24 protein-coding genes are annotated in these 26,774 nt (G+C 39.0%); 19 read left to right on the forward strand and 5 right to left on the reverse strand.

Features of this window, described 5'->3' with window-relative positions; genetic code table 11:
• Positions 1–93 precede the first annotated feature (93 nt).
• The 3 genes from U2P89_RS05420 to U2P89_RS05430 all read right to left on the reverse strand — a co-directional run bounded on the left by U2P89_RS05420 (position 94) and on the right by U2P89_RS05430 (position 3,331).
• On the reverse strand, positions 94–1,203 hold the full coding sequence (locus U2P89_RS05420) for a hypothetical protein (RefSeq protein WP_322190837.1): 1,110 nt from the start codon (positions 1,201–1,203) through the stop codon (positions 94–96).
• A 23-nt stretch (positions 1,204–1,226) separates the two neighbouring features.
• Entirely contained in the window at positions 1,227–2,249 is a 1,023-nt protein-coding gene (locus U2P89_RS05425) for an FAD:protein FMN transferase (RefSeq protein ID WP_313382299.1), read from the reverse strand.
• Between the two features lie 131 nt (positions 2,250–2,380).
• Positions 2,381–3,331 carry a glycosyltransferase family 2 protein gene (locus U2P89_RS05430; protein ID WP_322190838.1) on the reverse strand — a complete coding sequence of 317 codons (951 nt, stop codon included), beginning with the start codon at positions 3,329–3,331 and terminating at the stop codon, positions 2,381–2,383.
• 402 nt (positions 3,332–3,733) lie between these two features.
• Between U2P89_RS05430 and U2P89_RS05435 the strand changes: the two genes are divergently transcribed.
• The 3 genes from U2P89_RS05435 to U2P89_RS05445 all read left to right on the forward strand — a co-directional run bounded on the left by U2P89_RS05435 (position 3,734) and on the right by U2P89_RS05445 (position 6,689).
• Complete coding sequence (locus tag U2P89_RS05435; protein ID WP_322190839.1) at positions 3,734–5,002, forward strand: glycosyltransferase; 1,269 nt, start codon at positions 3,734–3,736, stop codon at positions 5,000–5,002.
• A complete protein-coding gene (locus tag U2P89_RS05440) occupies positions 4,999–5,625 on the forward strand; it encodes an acyltransferase (protein WP_322190840.1) in 627 nt (208 codons plus the stop codon). Before U2P89_RS05435 ends, U2P89_RS05440 begins: the two co-directional genes overlap by 4 nt.
• Before the next feature lie 260 nt (positions 5,626–5,885).
• A complete protein-coding gene (locus U2P89_RS05445; protein ID WP_313380221.1) occupies positions 5,886–6,689 on the forward strand; it encodes a hypothetical protein in 804 nt (267 codons plus the stop codon).
• Position 6,690: 1 nt separating this feature from the next.
• On the opposite strand, the gene U2P89_RS05450 is transcribed toward U2P89_RS05445, so the two are convergent.
• Positions 6,691–7,146 carry a lipid-binding protein gene (locus U2P89_RS05450; RefSeq protein WP_322190841.1) on the reverse strand — a complete coding sequence of 152 codons (456 nt, stop codon included), beginning with the start codon at positions 7,144–7,146 and terminating at the stop codon, positions 6,691–6,693.
• 194 nt (positions 7,147–7,340) lie between these two features.
• On the reverse strand, positions 7,341–8,618 hold the full coding sequence (locus U2P89_RS05455) for a right-handed parallel beta-helix repeat-containing protein (protein WP_322190842.1): 1,278 nt from the start codon (positions 8,616–8,618) through the stop codon (positions 7,341–7,343).
• A gap of 600 nt (positions 8,619–9,218) precedes the next feature.
• On the opposite strand from U2P89_RS05455, the gene U2P89_RS05460 reads away from it, so the two are divergent.
• The 16 genes from U2P89_RS05460 to U2P89_RS05535 all read left to right on the forward strand — a co-directional run bounded on the left by U2P89_RS05460 (position 9,219) and on the right by U2P89_RS05535 (position 26,771).
• The gene (locus U2P89_RS05460; RefSeq protein WP_313380226.1) at positions 9,219–10,019 is read left to right on the forward strand and encodes a polysaccharide biosynthesis/export family protein; all 801 of its coding nucleotides are present in this window, start codon (positions 9,219–9,221) and stop codon (positions 10,017–10,019) included.
• A gap of 14 nt (positions 10,020–10,033) precedes the next feature.
• Positions 10,034–12,400, forward strand: coding sequence for an exopolysaccharide transport family protein (locus U2P89_RS05465; RefSeq protein ID WP_322190843.1), 2,367 nt, complete (start codon positions 10,034–10,036; stop codon positions 12,398–12,400).
• 109 nt (positions 12,401–12,509) lie between these two features.
• Positions 12,510–12,914, forward strand: coding sequence for an FdtA/QdtA family cupin domain-containing protein (locus U2P89_RS05470; RefSeq protein WP_313380229.1), 405 nt, complete (start codon positions 12,510–12,512; stop codon positions 12,912–12,914).
• Complete coding sequence (locus U2P89_RS05475) at positions 12,911–13,333, forward strand: FdtA/QdtA family cupin domain-containing protein (RefSeq protein ID WP_313380230.1); 423 nt, start codon at positions 12,911–12,913, stop codon at positions 13,331–13,333. The genes U2P89_RS05470 and U2P89_RS05475 overlap by 4 nt, the downstream gene beginning before the upstream one ends.
• Positions 13,326–14,432, forward strand: coding sequence for a DegT/DnrJ/EryC1/StrS family aminotransferase (locus tag U2P89_RS05480; RefSeq protein WP_313380232.1), 1,107 nt, complete (start codon positions 13,326–13,328; stop codon positions 14,430–14,432). The genes U2P89_RS05475 and U2P89_RS05480 overlap by 8 nt, the downstream gene beginning before the upstream one ends.
• Positions 14,433–14,482: 50 nt before the next feature.
• Positions 14,483–15,400, forward strand: a complete 918-nt coding sequence (locus U2P89_RS05485) for a glycosyltransferase (protein ID WP_313380233.1) — start codon at positions 14,483–14,485, stop codon at positions 15,398–15,400.
• A gap of 27 nt (positions 15,401–15,427) precedes the next feature.
• A complete protein-coding gene (locus U2P89_RS05490; RefSeq protein WP_322190844.1) occupies positions 15,428–16,534 on the forward strand; it encodes a glycosyltransferase family 4 protein in 1,107 nt (368 codons plus the stop codon).
• Between the two features lie 276 nt (positions 16,535–16,810).
• On the forward strand, positions 16,811–17,905 hold the full coding sequence (locus U2P89_RS05495) for a hypothetical protein (RefSeq protein WP_313380237.1): 1,095 nt from the start codon (positions 16,811–16,813) through the stop codon (positions 17,903–17,905).
• Positions 17,906–17,913: 8 nt separating this feature from the next.
• A complete protein-coding gene (locus U2P89_RS05500) occupies positions 17,914–18,777 on the forward strand; it encodes a glycosyltransferase family 2 protein (RefSeq protein ID WP_322190845.1) in 864 nt (287 codons plus the stop codon).
• Between the two features lie 25 nt (positions 18,778–18,802).
• On the forward strand, positions 18,803–19,915 hold the full coding sequence (locus U2P89_RS05505; RefSeq protein ID WP_322190846.1) for a glycosyltransferase family 4 protein: 1,113 nt from the start codon (positions 18,803–18,805) through the stop codon (positions 19,913–19,915).
• Positions 19,916–19,921: 6 nt separating this feature from the next.
• Positions 19,922–20,845: a hypothetical protein gene (locus U2P89_RS05510; RefSeq protein ID WP_313380241.1), complete on the forward strand. Its 924-nt coding sequence runs from the start codon at positions 19,922–19,924 to the stop codon at positions 20,843–20,845.
• A gap of 55 nt (positions 20,846–20,900) precedes the next feature.
• A complete protein-coding gene (locus U2P89_RS05515) occupies positions 20,901–21,662 on the forward strand; it encodes a WecB/TagA/CpsF family glycosyltransferase (protein ID WP_322190847.1) in 762 nt (253 codons plus the stop codon).
• Positions 21,663–21,747: 85 nt separating this feature from the next.
• Entirely contained in the window at positions 21,748–23,136 is a 1,389-nt protein-coding gene (locus U2P89_RS05520; RefSeq protein ID WP_322190848.1) for an exopolysaccharide biosynthesis polyprenyl glycosylphosphotransferase, read from the forward strand.
• Positions 23,137–23,283: 147 nt separating this feature from the next.
• On the forward strand, positions 23,284–24,369 hold the full coding sequence (gene gmd / locus U2P89_RS05525) for a GDP-mannose 4,6-dehydratase (RefSeq protein WP_313380245.1): 1,086 nt from the start codon (positions 23,284–23,286) through the stop codon (positions 24,367–24,369).
• Entirely contained in the window at positions 24,362–25,447 is a 1,086-nt protein-coding gene (locus tag U2P89_RS05530) for a GDP-L-fucose synthase (RefSeq protein WP_313380246.1), read from the forward strand. The genes gmd and U2P89_RS05530 overlap by 8 nt, the downstream gene beginning before the upstream one ends.
• A gap of 40 nt (positions 25,448–25,487) precedes the next feature.
• Positions 25,488–26,771 (forward strand): DUF418 domain-containing protein, encoded by a 1,284-nt coding sequence (locus U2P89_RS05535; protein ID WP_322190849.1) that lies wholly within the window; start codon positions 25,488–25,490, stop codon positions 26,769–26,771.
• Positions 26,772–26,774 lie beyond the last annotated feature (3 nt).

A 26,774-nucleotide genomic window follows, 5' to 3' on the forward strand; every position in this document is an offset into this window, starting at 1 on the left:
AGGTTAATCTATATTTTTGCTATTTTATCAATCTTTTATATTGGATTTATACATATATGCCCCATGGTTCTACATTATACTTTTTCAGCATATTTAAAAAGTAAAAAGCAACTCCAGGGTGAATTTATCAGAATCCATCTCATCATTTGGTGAAAAGATATCCATTTCATGATTCACCATATACCATTCATAATCGAGCCGGAGAATAGAGGAAAAACGCTCATTATTAAATCCGAAACCGATACCTGTTGTCAACCGGTTGACATCGAAACCGCCTACTTCGGGTTGTCCGTCAATGGCATCCCATCGAACGGCTGGCCGGACAAATTCAAACATCTTTGTCCGGACGGGTATCGTATATGCACCTTGCAGATAATAAGAAAGCAAATCGGTATGAAACTCAGTTTTACTCTCTTTCTTCATGATTTCAGTTTCTACTTTCCAGTTATTTTGTTCGTAACGCAGGTCGGCACCATAGAAAAGAAAATGGGTAGTTTCGTCATTAGGATAGTCGTATATTTTTGCGGTCATGCGAAACCCCTGCATATTACCCAATTCTATTCTTCCTCCATAAGACATATTTTTCTTCCAGACCGGATCGTTGATCGTATTTCCATTAAATACGCCAAACTCAAACTTCGTGGGAATAGTACCGAGAAGAAAATCATATTTAGCTACAAAACCCAAATCACGGGTACTTAAAAAATATTTCCCCATGAAAGCTCGATTGGCAAACATCATTGCACCGGGAGTGACAATATAACTATTGAATAAAGGTATACTGGTTTGTCCTAATGTGAGTGACAGACCTTCGATAGGTTTCAGTGTCCCACTGAGGTCCAATACACTGAATTTGCCTTCGTCACTAAGCTCCACTTGTACCCTGTAGGCCGAATAAGAATTGATATTCCCTGCTACACCGATACGGGAGTTACGGACAGAGAAACGGGACATGCCAGTCTCAGAGGCATGCTCGAATTTATTTTTTAATGTTCCATCGACTTTAAAATTGGGGTATGTAGGTGTCTCGGCTTCTTGGGCGGGAAGAAAAAAAGAAGAGAATATAAATAATATCGATAATGCTATGGATAGCTTTCCATAAGATGCATCAGATGTGTTGGCACTGATTATGCCCCGATTTTTCTTTTGATGACACATTTTTTCAATATTCAGGCTTTTTTTCTTTGCTTGTAGTTGTTCCATTCTTTTTTAGTATATCCATTTTATTATGCATCGTCTTTTTTCACAAAAAACTGTTCAAAGCCTTCAGAATACTCTATACCGAATGATCCGTCGGGTTTTTCATAAATAAAATAATAGTGTAACCCGGGTATTTGTTTGGCTGTTTCAACCGATTGCTCTAAACCCATAGCCATAAAAGCGGTGGCATAAGCGTCGGCGGTCATACAATCATCGGCAATTACGGTAGCTCCCAAAATATCCAGTTGTGCGGGATATCCGGTATGTGGATCAATGGTATGGGCATATTTCTTACCTTCTTTGATATAGTAGTTGCGGTAGTTCCCCGATGTGGCGAGTGATTTATTGCAGAGTGAAAGTACTGCTTGCAGGTTGTGTAACATACCGGTGGCGTCGTCGATGGGTTTATCTATCCCGATACGCCAGCAGTCTCCCTTGTCGTTCACCCCTTTGGCCGCAATCTCGCCGCCAATTTCCACCATATAATTCTCTATGCCATAGCTTTCCAGCAGATCGGCAATTACATCACAGGCATATCCTTTGGCTATGGCAGAAGTGTTTATCTGCACCCGTGGGTCGGTTTTGACAATATTTCCCCCGGCATCGACCGATATTTTTTCATAGCCGACAAAGTCTTTCAGGCTATCGATAATTTCCGGGGTGATAGTGTCCATATTCTGAAAACCGAAACCCCAGGCATTGATAAGCGGAGAGACGGTGATGTCGAATTTCCCGCCTGTCGTGCGTGAGATCTCTTCCGATCTCCGGAACACCTTCAGGAAGAAAGAATCGAGTTCCACCGGTTCATTTCGATTTACTTTCGTAATGATAGAGTTCTCTTTGAAAGGGTTTAACGACATATCAAACCTGTTGAGTTCCGCCACGATATCCTCCTTTAATGAGCGGTTGTAGGCATACTTGATATTATATCCGGTCGTGAATATCTCTCCCTGATCCTGATAATAAAGGTCGTTCCGTTTGCTTCCCGACGTACAGGACAGCATAAGAACTAAGAACAATAACAGATTGTATTGATATTTTATTTGCATATATTTTTAATTAAAAGTGAAAATAAAAATTACTTATTATCAAAATGCTACATCGCTAAACCATCATTACTCCTCCCGATTCTATCGGGGCAACCTAATCACCTTTCCACCTTTCCACTTTTCCACTTTTTTCAGAATTCTTCATCAATCCGGTAGTGGTTTCTTTCAGGTGCATTCCTTGATACCAGTTCGCCCAGGAATCCTGCGAGGAAGAGTAGGGTACCCAGAATCATCATGGTAAGGGAAATATAAAAGTAGGGCGATTCTGTGACCAGGCGGTATGGATTGCCGTGATGCATATCATACAGTTTAATAGCGCCCACCAGAACAATAGCAATCAATCCCAGCAGGAACATCAGGCTTCCCCACAGGCCGAAAAAATGCATAGGCTTTTTCCCGAACCGGCTCAGAAACCAAAGCGTCATCAGGTCGAGATAACCATTGACGAAACGGTTTGCACCGAATTTACTTTTTCCGTATTTCCTCGGACTGTGCCGGACCACTTTCTCGCCTATACGGGTAAATCCTGCATTCTTGGCTAATACAGGGATCCAGCGGTGCATATCATTATAGACCTCGATACTCTTAGCCAGCGATTTACGATAGGCTTTCAATCCACAGTTAAAATCGTGGAGTTTAATGCCTGAAACCTTTCTGGCAGTAGCGTTGAAGAGTTTCGAAGGTAAGTTTTTGGTCAGTTTATCATCATATCTTTTCTTTTTCCAACCTGAAACCAGATCATACCCCTCTTCCTGAATCATCCGGTAAAGCTCCGGTATCTCATCAGGGCTATCCTGAAGGTCGGCGTCCATAGTGATGATTACATCGCCTTGCGCTTTCTGGAAAGCACAATACAGGGCCGGCGATTTCCCGTAATTCCGACGGAATTTAATCGCCCTTACAGTATCATATCTGTTTTTTAGTTCTTTAATGATTTCCCATGACCCGTCGTTACTCCCATCATCCACGAAAATAATCTCATACGACAGTTTGTTTTCAAGCATGACGTGCCGAATCCACTCATGCAGTTCGGTGAGCGACTCCTCCTCGTTGTAAAGCGGTATGACAACTGATATATCCATGTTTTCGTTTTATCATACAAATATACATGATTAAAGCGAGTTCCATACGCTACCTTTGAAAATAAATAATTTTGATCGTATGAAATAACTCCGGGGGAAAGATTGTTTTGTAAAGAATTATTTGTATTATTGCACACTGAAAAGTCCTTTCAGGTTCTTGTTGTTGTATATTATTAAGAGGATGCGAAAAAAACAATATATATCGATCCGGACAAGACGTTAACTCTTATTTGAATAACTTATTTATCCACCTGAGGTGCTCTTATAGATCTAGAACAATGAATTCTGTGACTTTTTTTACTATTTTATTTGCTTTCTTTCAGTGCATGACTTTTTGAAAAGGACTAATAATAATTCAGGCTAAAAGTTTTATAGTAACAGTATATATAAATTAACATTCAGATGAGTGCAAAAAGAAAAATACTTTGGTTCGCTGCCTCCGCACAATTTTCAGATGAAAAAATTAAATCTACAGGAACGTGGTTAATTGCAATGGGTAATGCGATAACTGAAACTACAGATATTGAACTTTATAATGTAACCTACGGAAATGTTAAATCCATTACGCAAAAGAATGCCAATAACGTAACTCAATGGCTTATACCCTATAAAGAAAAAAGAAACTACAAAAAAGCATCAAAAAAGCTAATCTCGTTCGTAAAAAAGATTAATAATGAAATAAAACCTGATTTAATCCATGTTTGGGGGACAGAAAATGGTCTTGTCTCCGCATTAACCGAAGCAAAGATTCAAACCCCTATATTATTGGAAATACAGGGGTTGTTATTTTCTATAGCGAGAAATTATTACGGTGGACTATCCTACAACGATCTGTTGAGATGTATCGGTTTGAAAGAAATACTTCGCCCGAAGAATCACCCTTATTTTGTCCGGAAAGAATTTGCAAATAGAGGTAGATATGAAACTCTATTGATCCAGCAGATGGAAAATATTTCAGTACAATCAGATTGGGTTGATTCGATCATTAAATCTTTAAGTCCAAAAAGTAATATCTTCAAAGCGGGAATCATGCTAAGGAGTGAATTTTATGAAGCGCCGATTTGGGAGTATCAGAAAAACAGTCAGACTATAAATATATTTACCTCATGCTCCGCAGCCATTCCTTATAAAGGTTTACAGGTTATTTTTGATGCTATTGCACTCCTTAAAAATAAGTATCCCAATATAAGACTGAATATTGGAGGAGGTATTCAGATTAAGAAAAAATATGGATTTATTAGAGAAGGTTATACCAGTTGGTTACTCAGAAAGGCAAAAAAGTTAGGTATCGCAGATTCTATTTCATGGCTGGGAAAATTGAACGCAAATGAAATGATAGGTGAAATGCATAAATCATCATTAGTGGTGGTTCCGTCCTTTGTTGAAACATATTGTCTGTTTATGGCAGAATCTATGATGGTGGGTGTTCCTATTGTTGCTTCATTTGCCGGTGCTTTGCCTCAACTGGCAGAACACGGTAAATCTGCTCTTTATTTTCCAACTGGAGATCATTGGTCATGTGCTCAACAAATAGAAAGAATTATCACTGATCAGGAACTGGTTAAAAAAATGTCGGTAGAGGCTAGAAACACGGCATTCCAAAGAAATGACCAAACTAAAGTGCTTCAAAACCAGTTAGATATTTACAATGAAATAATAGGTGCATTATGAGGAAATATTTCTCTTTAATATTTAGGGCGTTCAGGTTCGTTTTAAGATACGTGAAAGGTAAATTTCAATACATAGCATGCCGAATAATCTTGGAAGGAAATAATGTGGAGTACAAAAAAATAGTTACTAATGGAGTTCCTTTCGTATCGGTTGCACGAAAAGGAAAATGTGTAATTGGTGATAATTTTCACATGAATAATAATATACGAGGAAATCCTATAGGGAGGGTGCAAAGATGTATACTATTTGTGGACAATGGCGCTGAATTAATAATTGGTAATAATGTAGGAATAAGCTCTACTGCTTTGATAGCCAATATAAGTATCCATATAGGTGATAATGTGAAAATAGGAGGAGGGGTCTGTATTTACGATACTGATTTTCATTCTTTAGATTCCGAAATCCGCAAAGATAAAGGTATGGATAAAATTAATACAGATAATAAACCGGTTATAATTGGCAACAATGTATTTATTGGCGCTCATTCAACAATATTAAAAGGAGTAACCGTAGGTAATAATTCCATTATAGGGGCTTGTTCTGTTGTTACGAGAAGCATTCCGGAAAACGAAATATGGGCGGGTAATCCGGCTAAATTTATTAGAAAGATAAATTTTGACTAAAAAGAGCCTGTGAAAATTGCATTGGAGTAATTTGGGTAGTTAAAGTTGAAAAAAAGTTTTCACAATTAAAAGTGCAGAAAACTGTGGAATTATTCCATATGAAACAAAAAATATTAATTCATTTAAATATTTTAAAATCAATCATTTGCTATAAGTGTGTTGAAATTTGTAAGTTTTTGTAAGTTTTTTCTTGGTTAAATAGTATTTAAATATCGACCTTATGTTATATATTTGCGACAAATATTAAAAGTCACAGCAAAATGCGAACCCAAAAATTTGAAATAGGGGTTGGTACTGAGTACCAGTCCAATGTAGCGATTGTGGTCGATATTAATCAAATTCCTTATCCTACGGCTGTTTATATTCCTTTGAAAGGGGAAGTTGTCTTGAACAGGCGTGCTTATGAAATGCTTGGAATGAATGAAGGGGAAATCTTCGACCTGACAACATGGAGAAAAATCAATCCATATTTATGTGATTGTTATAAAAAAGTCAATGAAGATATAGTTAACGATCAGAAGGTGCATGTCATTCTACTCAATGGCAAACACGAAATAATGAATTATTCCCTGAGTCGGGTTAACAATCCTTCATTAGGACAAGTGTATATTATATATTTTTCAAAAGCATCTGAAAAATATTCTGTAGCCTCCATCTCGTCACTCTATTCGGTGAAGGAAGAGGTTGCAAAATTGAAACCCTATTTGAACAGAACGGGAAAAAGCATGCATGAGAGCTTGATGAAGAAATATTTCAGGGAGGAAAACCAACAACTGACGTTAGACGATCTGGTTTATTATGAAAGGGAATTACGCATTATCCAGAAGGCGTATCCCTCACTGTCCCATCGAGAAGTGATCCTTTGCGGATTACTTGTAAACGATATGGACAGCAAGGATATTGCCTCAATTACTAACCGGACCCTGGATGCAGTGTTCGTGACGATTCACCGTATTAACAGGAAACTGGATATACTCAACAAGAAGCAACTGATAGACACACTGAAAGAACTGGTCAATAAGCAAGAAGTAGATCAACCTGTTTCTTCTGTTGCACAAAGGTGATTTATTCCTTTATTCGATGTCCTTTTAACTGGTAAGTGTTCCCGTAAGGAGTTTCATCGTCCTCGAACTGTATCTCGAAGTAAATGCTGTCCGAATTGAATATCTTTCCGTTCGAAATTTTTATTCCAATAGCTTCCTCACTTACTTCGCAATTAGATAGTTCCGTTTGGAAAGTGCCATTCTTTTCGTCGACAAACGCTTTTATTTGGAATTCCCAGAATTTCACCTCAGTGTCCTGAATAGTGATCGAATCACTCTCGGCAGAAGGATTTTTCAGGGTGATTACCTTAAACGGTCCGGATATTAGTGTGGAATCATTATAGGCTGTCACTTCCCATTGTCCGGTGACGTTGACCAACTTGGTTGCATCGGCTGCTGCAGCGCTTTCTACTTCCTTCTCGCAGGAAACGATGATTCCTAGCGCAAGGAATCCCAGTAAGTATATAATTTTTTTCATACGATTGTTTTATTATTTAGATGTACTCTTCAGAGTCATCTTTTTATACGCGATGATAATGTGTTTGTTTTGTATGATTGTTATAATAATGTAGTTATATGCAATTTTTGTATTTAAGCCGAGGATAGGAAAGATGCATACTCATACGTTATATGGCCCAGGCTTTTAAATATTGCAATGATATAATTTCTGAATCAGGGAATATAAAGCGTTTTCATGTGTGCTTTATCCCCGTTTGTTACGAAGATAGTGTAATTACCCGGAGCAGGTCTATTAGGCAGCACAGTATGAAAACGTTTTAGCGGTTGGCGATAGATGATCTCCGATTTGTTGTTGGCACCGATAATTTCTGCCGATGGTGAAATCAAAGTTCCCTGAACGTTCACACAAACCCGGTTATAGCTATCCAGATAAATCTGGATGGAGGGGTCATTCTTTATATCGGGCAATGAAGTATCGGGATTGCTTTTATCATCTTCTGGAGAAGTAGTTGAGCGTGCTCTTCCTAAGATCTTATTCGGGAGGATAGAAGCCGATAAACTCGGGTCATATTTGTTGCTCTCTACGACTGTGACCGGTTTCACGTTGTCGCTAATCCACCATGAGTTACCGGCTACTCCGTCACGGTTTGTATAATTAACGATGTTGTTCTCAATCCTAAGCGTGTGAGATTTGCCAAACCTGGACTCGTAAAAATTTTTGGCGTAAAGAGCTACATTGGTAAAATATTGTTTTTTGCCATATATCTTATTATTTCTTATGGTCATGTTATGGCCACCTGCAATACCAATACCATATTGTCCGGGATCGACAAGGATATTATCTTCAGCAATTTGATAAGAGCCTCCTAAATCTCCTAACAGAATTCCTCCACCGTTTGGTGACGGGCCACCTCCTTTGATCCAGTTTCCTTTCACCATAATAGGGCTTTGGGACGTTCCGTCTGATCCATTCACGTTGATAATATCTCCAGGAGAACTATCCCCGAAAATATTTTCGATAGCATTGTAACTGATACTGTTCCCTGCTCCGGTTACCTTGTTAAACAAGGTGGCAAAACCATTAATGGTATTATCCGATAAAGCTAAAAGGCCTCCTAAATTAAGTACGTCATTGTACTCAAATTTGATTCCTTGAGATTCTTGGGCAGTCAGTGCAGTTCGCACATTTTCGAATGTATTGTCTATAATTGTTATGTTTTTGCATTGATACAAATACACACCTCTTTTATCAGAAGAGCGAAACCTGTTGTTCCGAATGATAACATTTTCACAATGGTATAGTGCAATAATATCACCTTTAGCATCAGAAAAGTCTAACCCCTCAATCACAAAATTATTTTTGCGATTATGGGTAATGATGGATGATTTCTTGTATGATCCCGTATATCTGGCACCCTGGCCATAAGATATGTGGATAGGGAGGCACAACAATGCCACCCCCAGAATGATAATAATGTTGTTTCGTTTCATTTTCCTTTTTTCAATTAAATAGTGTTGTTTTAAACATAAGTCTGATATCCGGCATTATTCGGTGGAAAGTACCGATAACTAACGATTTATTTCCCGACAGGTTGTTTAACGGGAGAGTATGCCTAATTTTCCAATAAAGTTACTTCCACCGAGAGTAACCAGTTCAATGTAGCTTGTTGTTTGATTGCAGTGCAAATATACGCTTTTATTTTCGTATCATCATGTTAAAATACAGGCCTATAGATGTGAAAAATATTCAAATTAATAAGAATTAAAGTGTATTAACGGGACAAAAATACACAATGTAGAATTATTTCAAAAAAATAAAGATTAGCAAAGTGAGCACCATAGTAGGTTTTGTGATTTTTGTTGTCCAAAATGTAATATTATGTAAGCCTTTTTTTATAGAAAAAATGTATTCTCTATTTATATTTGCAGCACTTAACTAATTTAGTTAAGAATATAGCGGTGCACAAAATAAAAATTTTGTCATTGTAGAGAAATTAAAAATCACAGTTACTGGTTGTTGCATAACCAATTGTCCCTTTTCTGTTGAAAATAGGGATATATTGTGCAATTACCCCAAAAGAAAATTCGAAAATGAGAAAAATTATTTATCTGCTGGTCTTTGCTTGCATTACAGTTTCCTGTACACAAGTGAAAGATATTGCCTACTTCCAGCAAACCGACCAAGGGCAGACTGTCCTCAACAGTGAAAAATATGATGCCCAAATCAAACCCAAAGATATGCTTTCAATTACGGTAGTGAGTAGTGAACCTGCGGCTGCGAGTAGATATAACCTCGTTATGCCACAGGTTGATGCCAGATCGAGCTCCATTCTGACTCAACCTGCATTGCAAAGCTACCTTGTGGACAATGATGGGACCATCAATTTCCCCTCCTTGGGAAAGCTAAAGGTGGGGGGATTAACCGCCAAGCAATTGGAAGAGCATATTGGAAAGCAATTAGAACCTTACTTTATAGAAGAGATGCCGGTGATTACCGTCAGATTTTTGAATTACACGGTGAACGTACTGGGAGAAGTACAGAGACCGGGTAAGTTTGAAACTACAAACGGTCGTATGACCATATTTGAGGGATTGGCCATGGCCGGAGACATGACCATATATGGTAAACGCGACAATGTGAAAGTATTGCGGGAAAATGAAAACGGAGAGAAAGTAATCTATACCTTGAATCTTAACAATAAAAAAGTATTTGATTCTCCTGCCTTTTTCCTGGAACAAAATGACATTGTCTATGTTGAACCCAATCAAACGAGAGCCAACTCATCCAGATATGGTGCGGCGGAGAACTTCAGGATTTCTACCTTGTCAATACTGATCTCCGTGGCCACATTAGGAGTCTCCCTTTTTTCAGTATTGTCACGACCACGATAAACTTATAAAAAATTATGAACATGAATTTGGGAGTTGAAGAAGAATTTATCGCTCTGTCTGAAAAGAAGATTGACGGGGTGTCTATTCTTATGAAATATTTAGGTTACTGGAAATGGTTTGTATTGTCTATTGCTTTCTGTCTTGCCATCGCGGTAGCTTATATCTATTTTACATTGCCAAGATACCAGATTACCACTTCTATTCTATTCAAAGATGATCTGAAAGGGGGCAATGCTGAATTGAATATGGGGCATGATATTGGCGTAGTTACCAGAAGGAATAATGTGGATAATGAAGTGCAGATCATGAAAAAGTCGATGATTGCTGAAAGTGTTGTTCGTGAACATCACCTGTATGCCACTTACACTGAAATGAAGCCTTTGTTGGGGATAAATAAAATTATCCCAGACTTCCCTAAACGAAAGACTGCAGTACTATATGGAGACGAACTACCTCTCAGGGTCATACTATCGGAAGATCAACTAAATGTCTTGCAAAAAGAAATAACGTTTGATCTGACAGCCTATCCCGATGGTAATTATCTGTTTGACGGCAGGTTTGACGGAGAAAAGTACCGGGTGAAAGCTTCGAAAAACGATTCCACCGTGCAATTACCCTTTGGAGAACTCCGGATTGCTAAAGGCAAAGTAATACCGGAAGAAAGATGGGTCAGGGTAGTTATCCGGCATCCATTAAGTGTTGCAGATGGATTTATAGGTTCGATGGATGTGAAATTAACCTCAAGAGCCTCTTCAGTAGCGGATATCACGATGAACGCTGCCAATATGCAATTGGGAAGGGATTTTCTGAGAGAATACATTGAGGCATATAACGAGCAGGGGATCAGGGATCAATTGGTACTGGCCGAAAAAACAGCAACGATAATTGACAACCATCTTGCCAATCTGAGTAACGAGTTAAGTAGTGTGGAAGATCAGGCACAACAGTTCAGACAATCACAGGGACTCACCGATATCGCATCTCAGGCCAACCTGTATAATTCTCAACTGGCAAGTATAAGCCAGCGAAGAATGGATGTTGAATCGCAATATGGTATCGTCTCGAGTTTGTTAAATTCCATACAGCAATACAGCGGTCATACTCAATTTATCCCTGCCAATACCGGCATTCAAAGTGCCGTATTGAACTCCCAGATTACAACCTATAATGATTTAGTATTGGAGCGAAACAGGCTGGCACGGATTGCCTCCAACAGCAATCAATCGATGATTGACCTGAATAATCAACTGCAATCCACATTCAGTTCCGTAGTGTCCGGTTTGCAAAGTGAGAAAAATACGCTGGAGATCCAATTAAAGGATATCAACAACGAGTATTATCGGAATAACGCTATGATCAGGGCTATACCCCAACAAGAACGGGCTTTCTCCGATATTAAACGTCAACAGAATATCAAGGAAGAGTTATTTCTCTATCTGCTTAAGAAAAAAGAAGAACGTTATATGAATATGACGGCAGTGGAGCCTAATTCTAAATTGGTGGACAATATCCGTGTAGCAGGTGTGGTATGGCCTCAAAAAATGATTATTCTGCTTCTGTTTTTTGTCATTGGCGCAATCTTACCCATAATTGGCATTAAGATAAGGGATTTATTGCGTTATCAACTAGATAGCAAAGAGGAATTGGAGAGAATATCTTCGATCCCACTTTTGGGAGAAATACCCAAGACGACGCAGTCGGAAACTGTTATGGTGAAAGAGGACAACAACGATAGTTTTAACGAAATGTTGAGACTGCTACGTGCCAACCTTTTGTTTGTGGTTGACAGTAAAGATAAAAAAGTGATCAATATACTATCGAGCGTCAGTGGAGAAGGGAAATCGTTTGTATCTCTCAATCTGGCAATGAGCCTGGCCTTGCTTGATAAAAAGGTGTTATTGGTCGAACTTGATATTCGAAAACCCAAACTGGCCAAACAACTGGGTCTGGACACTAAAAAGGGAATTACGCTCTATCTTTCAGGTTATTTGGATAAGCTGGAACTGGTAAAGCCATCAGGAATCCATCCCAATCTATCTGTTATCACTGCCGGATCTATTCCTCCAAACCCGAACGAGCTATTGGCAAAGCCGGCGCTGGATGAATTGATCAACGATTTAAAAGGTGAATACGATTTTATTATTGTCGATACATCACCGATAGGGATGGTGTCCGACGGCTTTTTGTTGGATCGTATCGCAGATGTGAATCTGTTTATTACCCGTGCCGGCGTTACACCGAAAAAGTATGTGGAAGATGCTGACAGGTATTTTAATGAAAACAGACTTAAGAAGATGTATTTCGTACTCAATTCTGTCAATTTAAACCGAGCGTCCTACCGATATGGCATTTATAAGAAATACGGGTATGGATATGCATAATTGGGTATGTACAATTGGCTGACAAAAAACTGTCGATTTTTCTAAATAAAGTGTCCGATTCTATTTATAAAGAATGTATGATGTTTAACATGTTTAAATGAATTGCAAGATGGCATTCAATGATGCGGAAATTATTCAACTTCCCAAGAATTTTGACAGAAGAGGAAATCTCTCTGTTATTGAACAGAGAAACCATATTCCCTTCAAGATTGAGCGCACCTACTGGATCTATGATGTCCCTGGGGGAGAGGTGAGGGGCGGACACGCCTACAAGTACAATCAGGAATTTATTGTGGCTTTGTCTGGAAGTTTCGAAGTGTTGCTGGATGATGGGAAATCAAGAAAACTTTTTTCCCTGAATCGCTCCTATTATGGGTTATATGTCCCTCAAGGGGTATGGAGGCAGATGCAGAATTTTTCCACCAACTCGGTTGCATTGATTCTGGCATCTACAAAATTCGATTTGTCGGATTATATTTATGATTACAACTCTTTTAAAGAAAATCCGGAATGAAGAAATCCACCATATACGATTGCTCTATTATAGAGATTGATAAGCATCAACACGAAAAAGGGAATATCAGTGTGATTGAAAACGGAAAGTCGATCCCGTTTGAAGTCAATCGTGTTTTTTATCTCTACGATATACCCGGAGGAGAGGATCGGGGAGCACACGCGCACAAGGAGTGTCATCAGTTTTTGGTTGCGGTGAGCGGAGCATTCGATATCATCCTGGATGATGGAAAGACAAAACGGACTCTCACGCTGAATCGACCCTATCTGGGATTACATATTCCACCCGGTATCTGGGCAGGGGAGATCGGTTTTTCATCAGGATCGGTTTGCTTGGTGTTGGCATCGCATTTATATGATGCCGGTGATTATATCAGGGATTATGAACAATTTTTATCATATAAGCAGGGAGATGATTAAATTTCTTGATTTACAAAAAATAACGCAGCAATACGCCTCAGAGATTCACGATGCCGTATCGCGCGTGATTGACGTGGGATGGTATCTGTTGGGAGAAGAGGTTAAGCAATTCGAAAAGAACTATGCAACATATACAGGAGCCGATTATTGTGTGGGTGTTGCCAATGGTCTGGACGCCTTGCGGATCATATTAAGGGCTTATATCGAGATGGGTGTGATGCAGCCCGGAGATGAGATCATTGTTCCGGCAAATACCTATATTGCTTCTATTCTTGCAGTTTCCGATAACGGCTTGGTACCGGTTCTGGTGGAGCCTGACATTAACACCTACCAAATAGATGAGTTGAAAATTGAATCGGCGATAACAGCAAAAACAAAAGGTGTCATGATTGTGCATCTATATGGACAATGTGCTTATACGGATAAGATCGGTAGCCTTTGCAGGCAATATGGTCTGAAACTGATTGAAGACAATGCACAGGCACACGGTTGTAAATTTAACGGAATGACGACCGGTACATTGGGTGATGCTGCAGGACATAGTTTTTATCCCGGTAAAAATCTGGGTGCGTTGGGAGATGGCGGAGCTGTTACTACGAATGACAAAGCATTGTCCGAAGTAGTAAGAACTCTTGCTAATTACGGGTCATCAGTAAAGTATCAATTCGATTATCAAGGGTATAATAGTCGTCTGGATGAGTTACAAGCAGCTGTATTGTCCGTAAAACTTCCAAATCTGGATAATGAAACAACTCGTCGAAGAGAAGTGGCAGCCTATTATCTGGAGCATATTACACATCCCGATATTATTTTGCCTGTGATAACTGACTGGGATGCCTATGTGTGTCATCTGTTTGTAATTCGTACGGTGAAACGAAATGAATTGCAGCGGTTTCTACATGAGAAAGGAGTGCAAACACTGATCCATTACCCGATTCCACCTCACAAACAAAAGGCATACAGCACATGGAACGACCTTTCGTTTCCGATTACGGAAAAGATACATGCCGAAGTATTAAGCCTGCCTGTCAGCCCTGTGATCACAGAGGAAGAGGTAAAAACGATTGTAAATGCAGTCAATGCTTTTGGTGGATATTAGGTAAAGGATATAATTTAGAATAGTATAAAAAAATTAGAAAATAATTGTTTATGACCCAAACTGACAACCCATTGGTCTCGGTGATCCTTGTCACTTATAACAGTGCTCCATATGTGGTGGAGACATTGGAAAGTGTAAAAAAGCAAACTTGGAAAAATATAGAGATTATCATAAGTGATGATGGTTCGACAGACAACACTATTCTGCTATGTTCTGGCTGGATAGAGAGAAATGAAGATCGTTTTGTGTCGATAAAATTAATAACTGTAGAGAAAAATACCGGTATTCCATCCAATTGCAACAGGGGATTACGGGCTGCAAACGGAGAATGGATAAAAATGATTGGTGGTGACGACAAACTCCTTAGAAATGCTGTTACGGACAATCTTACATATGCCCGGTGTTTTCCCGATGCTTCTTTTATCATTTCAGATGTTCAGGAAATTGACGAAAATGGCATGTTGATAAGAGATAGTGTCATCAATAAAGGACTGATTTTTTTCTCAAGTTTGCCCACAGCAAAAAAACAACTGAAAAACTACTCCCGGTGGCCGTTTTTTTTAAATTCTCCTACTTTCTTCTTTAAAAGAGAGTTGATCGATAAAATTGATTATATAGATGAAGAATTCAGGATATTTGAAGATATGACCACTTTGGTTCGGGTAATGGAAAATGGGATAAAACTGTATTATATGAGGAAGCCCACCGTGGCGTACAGGGTTCACCGGAGTTCTATTTCAAGAAGCCTGCAGATGGATGAGTTCAGGAAGAAAGAAACTTTTCGTTTTTTTAGAAAATACAGGAAACCCCATCTGAATCCATTCAATCCCATTGATTTATCAGTACATTATGAAAGTTGGTTAATATTTAAATACAAAGGATTTAACGGACGAAAAGGATTTACCATTTTGAGAAAATTCAGTCTATTTTATTGGTACTTAAGAGTAAATGGGATAAAAATGCATTAATATATTCTATCATAATTGAACAATGTAATGAAGGTACTACATATACTCTATGAACTAAAATACTCCGGGGCGGAGATAATGTATGTGGATGCAGCTCCTGCTTTTCAGGATAGAGGCTTCGAGCTCACTGTGATGGGCACGGCACCTAACCTTGGGGAATATGCTCCGCATTTCAGGAATGCCGGCTATGGAGTGGTGCATAAACCTTATCCTAAGGGATTAAATGTACATAAAATAAAGTATTACAGAGAGTTTATTCAATTTTTGAAAAAATCCAATTTCGATGTGATCCATATCCACGTACATGAATTTATGTGGACATTGGCATTCTGTACATGGATAGCAGGAAAACGACCTATATATACCTTTCATAGCATCTTTCTTTCTCATTCTTATAGTTATCTCTATCACATATTAAAACGATGGACGGCTAAAAATATTCTCGGTTGCAGATTCCAAAGTATAAGTGACTCGGTATGTGACCACGAGTTGACTTATTACCATAATAAAACAAAGAAAGTATATAACTGGTATGGTGAGAACAGGTTTTTTCCGGCACAAGAGGAGGAAAAACAACGTATCAGAGAGGAGATGAATATATCGGCAGAAGCACTTGTATTGATAACAATTGGTATTTGCAATGAGGTGAAGCGGCACTGCGACATAATAAAAGCGCTCCCATATATAATGAAGGAATATCCATCTTTATTATACCTCCATCTTGGTGAGGGATATACGGAGGATGAGGAAAAAGAGTTAGCAGTTGAGTTAGGGGTAAATAGAAATATAAGATTCTGTGGAAACCAAACAGATGTCCGGAAATTTTTAGTGGCATCCGATATCTACCTTATGACGAGTAAGCATGAAGGGATTTCCATTACAACTATAGAGGCGATGGCGTGCGGTATTCCTGCTATACTTTATGATGTGCCCGGCTTGCGTGACTTCAATAAGACGGGTGAAAATTGTTGCCTTATCCCCGAAGATTATAGCGTATTGGCTGAGAAAGTGATCGAACTTCACGCCAATCCTGAAGTTTCGGCCAGGCTCTCCGCCAATGCGAGGGAATTAGTCAACAATACATATCATATGAAAAAAAATGTGTCGGAAATAATCAAACTTTATACTCAATAAATAATGAAAAGAGTAAATGTAAATAAACAGATTGTCAGTCGTTTCATTCCAGTTACCATTCTACTGATTGCGGTCTATTCGGTATTGTCCTATTTTAAGCCTGGAGTACCGATAGTTAGCTCTTTGGATAATACGACATTGTGGTGGGGCATATCTTTTTTAATTTTATCTGCATTTTTTCTATCCAGATATTTTTTCTACGATAAAAGGAATGAAGATAATATGCTCATTGTATGGCTTTATTTGTTATGGAACCTTGTTTGCATTATAAGAGGAATGTTCGTTGCTGAAACTTATTGGGATTGGAAAATACTGATAGGCAATACAATGGCCCTGTTATTGCCGATTGTGATCTTTTCAGCCACCAACAAGATGGTGGTACAATCATTACTTTCATTTTATATAAAATATGCTTTACCGTTATTTGTCGTATTTGCATTAATTATCTATACGAATGTCTATGGTTTTTATCTGATGCCGGCGAGTCTATTGATCCTGTTTTTACCAGCCTTTACCAAACGTCAGAGAATATTCATCTTACTTATCACCGCGACGGTACTCTTTGCTGATCTTACTGCGCGGAGCAATGTTATAAAATTCGGGGTGCCATTTCTTATTCTTGGAATTTATTTCCTGAAAGACATGATTGCGGTTAAGTGGATTGAAACGCTTCGCCTCTTATTGTTTATTATTCCGGCACTACTTTTTGTTTTGGGGGTTACCGACATATTTAACGTATTTAAGACGGACGAATATCTCAGTGGTGATTACACCGCTACGGTTTCCCAAGGTAGCTACCAGGTTGAGGAGAATCTGGCAGCAGATACAAGGACATTTATATATGAAGAGGTATTGGGGTCAGCTTTAAATCACAATTACTGGTTGTTGGGACGAACTCCGGCAAGAGGTAATGATACTGAATTTTTCGGTGAGTGGGCATTTTACACATACGGGAGGTACGAGCGACCGTCCAATGAAATCGGATTAGCTAACGTGTTTACATGGACTGGTATTGTGGGAGTGATCCTTTATTTTCTGCTATTTTTCAGGGCATCCTATCTGGCTGTAAACAGATCGAATAACATTTACATGAAAATGATGGGCATTTTTGTGGCCTTTCGATGGCTCTATGCATGGATTGAAGATGTAAATAATTTTTCTCTTAACTATTTTATGTTGATGATTGCATTGGGTATGTGTTTTTCCTATTCGTTTAGAAAAATGACAAATAATGAAATGGTTATCTGGTTGAGGAGCATATTCGATGTGCGATTTGTTCGTTATCAATACCATCTTATGAGGAAAAGAAGATATGAAGCCAAGTTGAATGTGAATGCGGAAAAACTTTCTTCCCCATTAACAAAAAATTGAATAACTATATGAACAAATTGAATATAGCAGTATTGCTAACGTGTCATAACAGAAGAACCAAGACGATTACCTGTCTGGAATCATTTTATCAGGCAAATATACCCTCCGGATATCATTTCGATATCTATTTAACAGACGATGGCTCTACCGATGGTACGGGTGAAGCGGTGAGAGAACTGTTCCCCGACGTAAATGTAATACAAGGCGATGGAAATTTGTTTTGGGCAGGAGGAATGCGCCTGACATGGAAAACCGCAATGGAGTTAAAGTCGTATGATGCTTATCTGCTGATTAATGACGATGTGTTACTACATCAGGACTTTATGTTAAATCTGTTGGAAGCTGATGCACATTCCATATCGGAGACCGGCCAGCAAGGGATATATTCCGGCGCAACTGTGGATGAAAACGGGCAGCTAACCTATGGAGGATCGATTATAACGCAGAATCATCTTATAATGAATGCACAAAAGGTTGCACCGAAAAGTCATCCACAACGATGTGATCTTACTAATGCTAATGTGTTGTGGATCAGCAGCAGTGTTGTGGATAAAATTGGTATTTTCGACGAGCGATATACCCACGGAATTGCTGATTATGACTATTCACGCCGGGCAATTGAAAATAAAATACCGGTCTGGTTGGCACCCAATGTCTGCGGAGTATGTACCCACGATCATGGGAATAACTGGAAAAGTAGTAATAAGCCTTTGAAAGAGAGAATTGAATGGATGAAAAGCCCCAAAGGTTTGGCATACAGTGAGTATATGTATTATATCAGGAAGCATTTTCCGGTTTATCTTCCCTATTCATTCATTATGATGTGGATGAAGACATTTTTCCCTTTTATCTGGGATCGATTTAAAAATTGAAAACATATTTAAGAGTAAAAATATTATGAGTCCTACACAGAAAGATATACTCTATCTGCTCCATCTTCCACCACCGGTGCATGGATATTCCATCATAGGAGAACAGATAAAAGAGAGCAAACTGATCAACGATGTTTTCAAGGGAAGATACATAAATCTTATCCTGTCACGCAAGGTACATGTGCGTGGAAAGGCTGGTCTCGTGAAAATTGTCCGGTTTGTGAAAATATGGTTTCTGCTATTGGGCAAGTTAATTCATCGTAAACCCGTTCTTTGTTATTATGCACTGACAACTACGGGATCTTGTTTTCACAAGGACATATTACTGACCATCTTATTGCGCTTTTTTCGGGTGAAAATTATCTATCATGTTCATAACAAAGGGATAATACAGGCAAGAGAAAAGAAACTCAATCATCTGCTTTACCGGTTTGTATTTAAAAATACATCTGTGATCCTACTTTCCAGACACCTATATCATGACATAGAGCCATATGTGGCGGAAGATCATGTTTATTATTGCCCAAACGGTATTAAGGATTATGAACCGAGTGCCGCTCTTGTTACTTTGCCTGAAAACAGACCGTTTAATATTCTTTTTTTCTCGAACCTGGTAGAAGAAAAAGGCGTATTTGTACTGATGGAAGCCTGCTCGATCCTAAAGAATAAAGGATATTCATTTCAGTGTGATTTTGTCGGAGGAGAAGGCGATATCAGTGAAAAGCGATTTAACGTCGTTGTAAGAGAGAAAGGTTTGACAGAACAGGTGAAATATCTCGGGACACGGCATGGCCTGTTGAAAGAGATGGCTTTTGAGCAGGCTGATGTTTTTGTGTTGCCTTCACGATACGATTATTTTCCGCTGGTGATTCTGGAAGCCATGCAACATAACCTGCCGGTGATAGCGGCATATGAAGGAGGAATACCGGATATGGTAGATGAAGGTAGTACAGGTTTTCTGTTCTCTCCTTATGACAATGCACAGGCTTTGGCTGATAGACTTGAACTTTTGATGTTTGATCCGGTATTGCGTAAACAGATAGGAATAAATGGTAGAATAAAATACGAGAATAATTTCACGCTCCCTATTTTCGAACAAAGATTGCTAAATATATTACAGAAAGTTATTAATAAATAGAATAAAATGCTTGTAGACGTATCAAAAGAAGAATACAGAAGACGTTTTACTACCGATCCGCATATGTTTATTTCGGAAACGTTTATCGGTATGGTAGAGAACAGATGTGACAGAGTGGTCCGGTTAATGAAAGATGATGATTCATCCATGGGATTGATCGCAGGGATAAAGGATGGTATTCTCAAATCACCTTTCTCAGCACCTTTCGGTGGATTTCATTATTCGCACGAACATCAATTCTATTATACCATATTCAACTTCCTCACAGATTTGAAAGAATATGTTAAGAAAGAGGGATTGAAAGAAGTTTCAATTATATTACCCCCCGACCTGTATCAGACCAATATGAATGCGAAACTGGTCAATGCATTTATCAGGGCTGGTTTTACCATGGCCACACCGGATATCTGCAATTGGGCGGATCTGAAAAATTTTGATGGTAAATGGGCCAAATATGTGGTGGAACAAAATTGCCGCAAAGCAGTAAAGCATGGCCTCACCTGGTCGATGGTAACCGATAGGGAATCCATGGAGGAAGGCTACAAAGTGATTCTCCGCAATCGTGAGGAACAGGGCCGTAAAATACATATGACTTTGGATGACCTGCTGGAAATGAATCGTATTGTGCCTGTAGATTTCTTCTGTGTGAAAGATAGTGAAGGTAATACCTTAGGCGCGGGAGTTTTTTATCGTGGACACGAAAAGATCGTACAGGGAATCTTTATGGGAGATGATATGGAGAGAAGAAATTTGGGGATTATGAATCTTGCATACAAGAATTGTTTCTACCATTACAAAGAGATGGGTTTCGATTATATAGATCTGGGTACTTCGAGTTTCGAGGGAGAACCGAATATAGGTCTGATTCGCTTTAAAGAGCTTCATAATTGTCTCACATCATTACGGTACACTTTCTCCTGGACTCTTTAACAGGAGGGTATAAGTGTAGTTTATAATATGTTTAATGTTTTTTAATCACAAAGTTATGTTACATCAATTTGAACTCTTCAATGGATCTTTAGAGGAAATATCATCTTCCAAACAGCTAATCACCACCCTGAATGCCCATTCATTTAATACACTTAAGAAAGATGCTGCTTTTCATGAGGCACTTCAGGCCAGCAACATACTACTTCCCGACGGAATCAGCGTAGTGCTGGCTGCGCATTTGCTACAGGGTAAAAAAATAAAGAAAATAGCTGGAGACGATCTCTTTCGTTATGAGATGCAGCGTACGCAGAGTATCGGTGGCAAATGCTTTTTTCTTGGTAGTTCGGAGACTACTTTAAACCTTATCAAAGAGAGAGCACAAAAAGAGTTTCCCGGCCTGCAGGTGTATTGTTATTCACCTCCGTATAAACCGCAATTCACGGAAGAGGATAACCTTGCTATGATTGATGCGGTGAATAAAGTGGAACCCGACGTGCTTTTTGTGGGGATGACTGCACCCAAACAGGAAAAATGGGCTTTTGCACACTACGAACAATTGAAAGCCGGCCATATCTGCTGTATTGGTGCAGTATTTGACTTTTATGCCGGCACTGTACAACGGGCACCCGCATGGATGATCTCTGTAGGAATGGAGTGGTTCTACCGATTGATTCGCGAACCGCGGCGAATGTGGAGGAGATACCTGATAGGGAACACTTTGTTTGTGTCGGAAATTTTGAAGGAAAAATTTCGAACTCCCGTAAAACCCAGACTTAGTACTCTTCAATCGGAGACGGTAAAAACGGAGCAGGACTAAAACGGGAAAAGATGCCTTCTTTCCATTCAATGGGTTGAAAGTCCTTTTTTTTGAACATAATTGCATTTTTTTATAATCACAGCATATGAAGACAGATCATTCAGGAGTAAGGTTCTTCTATCTCCTTTTCGATTTATTACTTTTAAATATATCGGTTTATATGGTATTTTTCAACAGCCCGATGTATGACTATGTGGATCTTCCTCAAAGAAACCTCTATATTCTGCACGCCAATATTTCTGAACTGTTGGCGTATATCATCTACTCAAAACAAAATTACTATTTCACGGATAGTTATACTGAAAGGGTGAAATCATTCAGCATACGGTTTATCATCTTTCTTCCCACTCTCTTCCTGCTTGCAGAGGTATTTCTTCCTGAAGGATATCATAAGGGATTTCTGTTGGAATATACCGGTTTCTTTTTTGTGTTGAAAGTAGCTGTTTTTTATCTTATATACAAATTTCAGCAGTTCAGGTATAAAAAGGGATATGCACATCACAGGGTCGCCATTCTGGGGGTAGGAAACTCAGACCTGATATTGGGGAAATTGCTCAATGATAATCCCTCTTTGGGGTTTAAACTGGCAGGGTATCTTTCAAGTAAAGGACTACAGTCAGATTTTGCTACATTGGGTAACTTGGACGATTTATCCTATATGTCGGAAAAATACAAATTGAATATGCTTTTTGTAACTGATCCTTCCTATTTTACGAAAGAAAACACCAGAATGTTGCTATCCAAATGTAACGAAACAGGGATGCGGGTACGGTATGTACTTACAAAAGGGTATTGGAATAATAACAATAATATAGGGAGGAAAAAAGAGTCAGCCCGTTATTTTGAAATGTTCAATCCTCAGGAAATTCCATTAGACAGTCTTACATTACGTACTGAAAAACGGATCTTCGATATTCTCTTCTCAGGTACAGTTATCCTGTTTATTTTCAGTTGGCTATTCCCAATTATAGCCATATTGATAAAATTAAATTCGAGAGGTCCTGTATTTTTCAAGCAGCAAAGAACGGGAATTAACAATAAAACTTTTTGGTGTTATAAATTCAGGACGATGACTGTGAATAGTGAATCCGATAGCAAACAAGCGCAAGTGAATGATTCACGCATCACGTCAATAGGGAATTTTCTGCGAAAAACCAATATCGACGAATTACCTCAATTCATTAACGTATTTCTCGGTAATATGTCGGTTGTGGGACCCCGTCCGCACATGTTAAAACATACTCAACAATATTCTGAACTGATCCGACATTATAAAGTACGTCATTTTGTAAAACCTGGTATCACCGGTTGGGCACAGGTCAACGGATTCAGAGGATTGACGGATGAACTGTGGAAGATGGAGAAAAGGGTGGAATACGATATGGAGTATCTGGAGAAATGGAATTTCTTTTGGGATATCAAAATAATTTTTATGACGCTATTTGGCAATAAAGCTTATGAAAATGCCGGATAAATATACGATGAAAGTTAAAAGTGAATAGTGAATTTTTTGAGTAACGAGGGCTGAAACAAACTTGTTTGTAGTATGCCGAGTGACGACAGAAAATCTACGAAGTGAAAAAATAATAGTTGAGAATTATAATTTAAAATTGAAAACAATATGACAAAAGTAGCGCTGATAACAGGAATTACTGGACAAGACGGATCATTTCTGGCCGAGTTATTAATAGGAAAAGGATATGAAGTACATGGAATATTACGCCGCTCTTCATCATTCAATACAGCTCGTATAGAACATCTATATTTCGACGAGTGGGTAAGGGATATGCATCGTGATAGGCTTGTCAATCTCCATTATGCCGATATGACTGATTCCAGTTCTTTGATCCGTATCATTCAGACGACGAAACCTGATGAAATTTACAATCTGGCAGCCCAAAGTCATGTGAAAGTGAGTTTCGATGTGCCTGAATACACTGCAGAAGCCGATGCCGTAGGTACACTTCGTCTTTTAGAAGCAGTTCGTATTCTTGGTTTGGAGCAGAAAACCAAAATATATCAGGCATCGACTTCCGAACTCTACGGATTGGTACAGGAAGTACCTCAGAAAGAGACAACTCCTTTTTATCCCCGTAGCCCATATGGAGTAGCCAAGTTATATGGATACTGGATCACGAAAAATTACAGGGAGTCTTACAATATGTTTGCCGTAAATGGGATCCTCTTTAATCACGAGAGTGAACGTAGGGGTGAAACGTTTGTCACCAGAAAAATAACAATTGCCGTAGCCCGTATTGCACAGGGAGAACAGGATAAACTCTATCTTGGTAACCTGAACGCATTAAGAGACTGGGGCTATGCTAAAGATTATGTAGAGTGTATGTGGCTGATGCTCCAGCACGACAAACCCGAGGATTTTGTAATCGCTACCGGAGAAATGCACACCGTACGCGAGTTCTGTACTCATGCCTTTGCAGAAGCCGGCATAAATCTCCGTTGGGAAGGCGAAGGTATAAATGAAAAAGGAATAGATACCGCAACAGGTAAGGTGCTGGTAGAGGTAGATCCCAAATATTTCCGTCCGGCTGAAGTAGAACAACTTTTAGGTGATCCTACAAAAGCGAAAACTTTACTGGGATGGAACCCACGAAAAACATCATTTGAAGAACTGGTCAGATTGATGGTAAGGCACGATATGAAATTTGTAAAAAAATTAAAAGCAAAAGATGCAATCGACAATGAATGAAAATAGCAAAATTTACATTGCCGGACACAATGGCCTGGTAGGATCTGCCATCTGGAAAAATCTGCTATCAAAAGGATACACCAATCTTGTCGGCCGTTCTCATAGCGAGTTGGACTTAATGGATGGTGCTGCAGTAAAAAGATTTTTCGATGAAGAAAGACCGGATTATGTGATACTGGCAGCAGCTTATGTGGGAGGGATTGTTGCGAATAATACCTACCGTGCCGATTTTATCTATCGCAATCTCCAGATACAGAATAATGTGATAGGGGAGAGCTACCGACATAACGTAAGGAAGCTATTGTTTCTGGGAAGTAGCTGTATCTATCCGAAAGAAGCCCCACAGCCAATAAATGAAGAATATCTGCTCTCTTCACCGCTTGAATATACCAATGAGCCTTATGCAATTGCCAAAATTGCAGGACTTAAGATGTGTGAGAGTTTTAACATTCAGTACGGTACCAATTATATTGCTGTGATGCCCACCAATTTATATGGTCCGAATGATAATTTTGATTTGGAGAAAAGTCATGTACTTCCGGCATTGATTCGGAAGATGCACCTGGCCAAATGTATGAAAGAGAATAATTGGAGCGGCATACAGAAAGATTTAAGGCGAAGATCACTGGATGGAATAGATGGTCAGAGTACCATGGACGATTTTGTTTTTACACTGAACAAGATCGGGATATTTTCGAACCATCTTGAATTATGGGGAACCGGCAAACCTATGAGAGAGTTTCTATGGAGTGAAGATCTGGCTGATGCTTGTGTGTTTGTCCTGGAAAATGTAAATTTTGACGACCTTAAACAGGGAAAGGAGGATATCCGCAATTGTCACATCAATATCGGTACCGGAAAAGAGATAAGCATCAAAGAGCTGGCTTTACTTACTGCCGGCATTGTGGGATATACCGGAAAAATTAAGTTCAATCCGTCGAAACCAGATGGGACAATGAGAAAATTAACCGATGTTTCCAAACTGGAATCATTGGGTTGGAAGTATCGTGTAGAACTTGATGAGGGAATCCGACGGATGTACCAATGGTATCTCTCGGATCAGGAGGAGAATGAATAGGAAATATACAACAAAAAAGCAATAAAAAATTATATTTGAAATGAGAGAAAATACAATCGCGTTACCGCCTTCACAAAGAATAACCGTAATCGATGCTTTGAGAGGTTTTGCATTGTTAGGAGTGATTCTAATGCATATGCTTGATCATTTCGGTTACACCAGTGTGTCGGGTGTTACTTTTCCCACCAAGTGGGATGGCATAATTCAATGGTTTACCAACACAATGATCAGGGGTAAATTTATAAGTATTTTCTCCTTTCTTTTTGGTCTCAGTTTTTTTATTCAAATGGATAGAGCGTCGAAGAAAGGTTTTGACTTTCGTGGGCGCTTCTTATGGCGAATGTTGCTGCTTTTTGTAATCGGCCTGATTGGATTAAGCTTCACTTACGTTGATATACTTACAATTTATGCGGTTTTCGGTGTGGTGCTGGTATTCCTGTTCCCGTTGAAAAATTGGGTCTTGATGCTTCTTGTATGCTTGCTGTTAATAGGTGTTCCGAATTGGTTTATAATCGGTTTCGACAACATCAGATTTGATAATGTAATCAATGAACAGACGATAGTAACAGTTCTCCCGGATATAACGGAACAGCCGATTGAGAATAGCACTCCCGAACGAATGACATTCCTGCAATCGGCAAAAGAAAACCTGACTGTTAAAACTTTGGATAAACTGAAATTCCAATTTATATATAGCAGTACAGGATATCTGATTCTGGCATTATTTATCATGGGATTTATTGTGGGAAGGCTTCGTTTTTTTGAGCAGGTACACATCAGAAAAAAGAGGAATATCGTGCTATTTCTCCTGTTTCTCGTAAGTACTTTTATTCTTTTAATGGTAATCAAATTAGTGCCAAAAGTACCGGTTAATCTGTTGACAACAGGAACGGAGGTACCGTTTATTGCACTTGTAATCTCTGCTTTGAATAGCCTCAGTACAATTACCTTGTCCGCAACATTGGCAATGGGATTTATTTCACTTTACCAAGTGGCTGGTATCAGAAGATATTTGAATCTGCTTACCCCATATGGACGTATGGGGCTTACCAATTATGAGATGCAAAATGTAATGGGTGCTATTCTGTTTTCGGCATGGGGATTTGGTCCAATTTTCGGTAGTATGGGAGCGGCATTACTTTTTGTGTCGGGATTAATAATCTATTCGTTACAGGTTGTCGTTAGTGAGCACTGGATGAAACATTTTCTATACGGTCCCCTTGAATGGCTTTGGCGCTCGGGAACCTACCTGAAATGGCAACCTTTTACAAGAAGACAAAAGTCGCAAAAGGCGGAAGTAATTTCACAACAAAGATCAATATAAATA

The sequence above is a fragment of the Proteiniphilum sp. genome (assembly GCF_034331125.1).
GTDB lineage: Bacteria > Bacteroidota > Bacteroidia > Bacteroidales > Dysgonomonadaceae > Proteiniphilum > Proteiniphilum saccharofermentans.

Coding starts and splice junctions, on each gene's coding strand:
- U2P89_RS05420 (WP_322190837.1), bottom strand. CDS start 1,203: ATGGAACAACTACAAGCAAAGAAAAAAAGCCTGAATATTGAAAAAATG.
- U2P89_RS05425 (WP_313382299.1), bottom strand. CDS start 2,249: ATGCAAATAAAATATCAATACAATCTGTTATTGTTCTTAGTTCTTATG.
- U2P89_RS05430 (WP_322190838.1), bottom strand. CDS start 3,331: ATGGATATATCAGTTGTCATACCGCTTTACAACGAGGAGGAGTCGCTC.
- U2P89_RS05435 (WP_322190839.1), top strand. CDS start 3,734: ATGAGTGCAAAAAGAAAAATACTTTGGTTCGCTGCCTCCGCACAATTT.
- U2P89_RS05440 (WP_322190840.1), top strand. CDS start 4,999: ATGAGGAAATATTTCTCTTTAATATTTAGGGCGTTCAGGTTCGTTTTA.
- U2P89_RS05445 (WP_313380221.1), top strand. CDS start 5,886: ATGCGAACCCAAAAATTTGAAATAGGGGTTGGTACTGAGTACCAGTCC.
- U2P89_RS05450 (WP_322190841.1), bottom strand. CDS start 7,146: ATGAAAAAAATTATATACTTACTGGGATTCCTTGCGCTAGGAATCATC.
- U2P89_RS05455 (WP_322190842.1), bottom strand. CDS start 8,618: ATGAAACGAAACAACATTATTATCATTCTGGGGGTGGCATTGTTGTGC.
- U2P89_RS05460 (WP_313380226.1), top strand. CDS start 9,219: ATGAGAAAAATTATTTATCTGCTGGTCTTTGCTTGCATTACAGTTTCC.
- U2P89_RS05465 (WP_322190843.1), top strand. CDS start 10,034: ATGAACATGAATTTGGGAGTTGAAGAAGAATTTATCGCTCTGTCTGAA.
- U2P89_RS05470 (WP_313380229.1), top strand. CDS start 12,510: ATGGCATTCAATGATGCGGAAATTATTCAACTTCCCAAGAATTTTGAC.
- U2P89_RS05475 (WP_313380230.1), top strand. CDS start 12,911: ATGAAGAAATCCACCATATACGATTGCTCTATTATAGAGATTGATAAG.
- U2P89_RS05480 (WP_313380232.1), top strand. CDS start 13,326: ATGATTAAATTTCTTGATTTACAAAAAATAACGCAGCAATACGCCTCA.
- U2P89_RS05485 (WP_313380233.1), top strand. CDS start 14,483: ATGACCCAAACTGACAACCCATTGGTCTCGGTGATCCTTGTCACTTAT.
- U2P89_RS05490 (WP_322190844.1), top strand. CDS start 15,428: ATGAAGGTACTACATATACTCTATGAACTAAAATACTCCGGGGCGGAG.
- U2P89_RS05495 (WP_313380237.1), top strand. CDS start 16,811: ATGTTCGTTGCTGAAACTTATTGGGATTGGAAAATACTGATAGGCAAT.
- U2P89_RS05500 (WP_322190845.1), top strand. CDS start 17,914: ATGAACAAATTGAATATAGCAGTATTGCTAACGTGTCATAACAGAAGA.
- U2P89_RS05505 (WP_322190846.1), top strand. CDS start 18,803: ATGAGTCCTACACAGAAAGATATACTCTATCTGCTCCATCTTCCACCA.
- U2P89_RS05510 (WP_313380241.1), top strand. CDS start 19,922: ATGCTTGTAGACGTATCAAAAGAAGAATACAGAAGACGTTTTACTACC.
- U2P89_RS05515 (WP_322190847.1), top strand. CDS start 20,901: ATGTTACATCAATTTGAACTCTTCAATGGATCTTTAGAGGAAATATCA.
- U2P89_RS05520 (WP_322190848.1), top strand. CDS start 21,748: ATGAAGACAGATCATTCAGGAGTAAGGTTCTTCTATCTCCTTTTCGAT.
- gmd (WP_313380245.1), top strand. CDS start 23,284: ATGACAAAAGTAGCGCTGATAACAGGAATTACTGGACAAGACGGATCA.
- U2P89_RS05530 (WP_313380246.1), top strand. CDS start 24,362: ATGAATGAAAATAGCAAAATTTACATTGCCGGACACAATGGCCTGGTA.
- U2P89_RS05535 (WP_322190849.1), top strand. CDS start 25,488: ATGAGAGAAAATACAATCGCGTTACCGCCTTCACAAAGAATAACCGTA.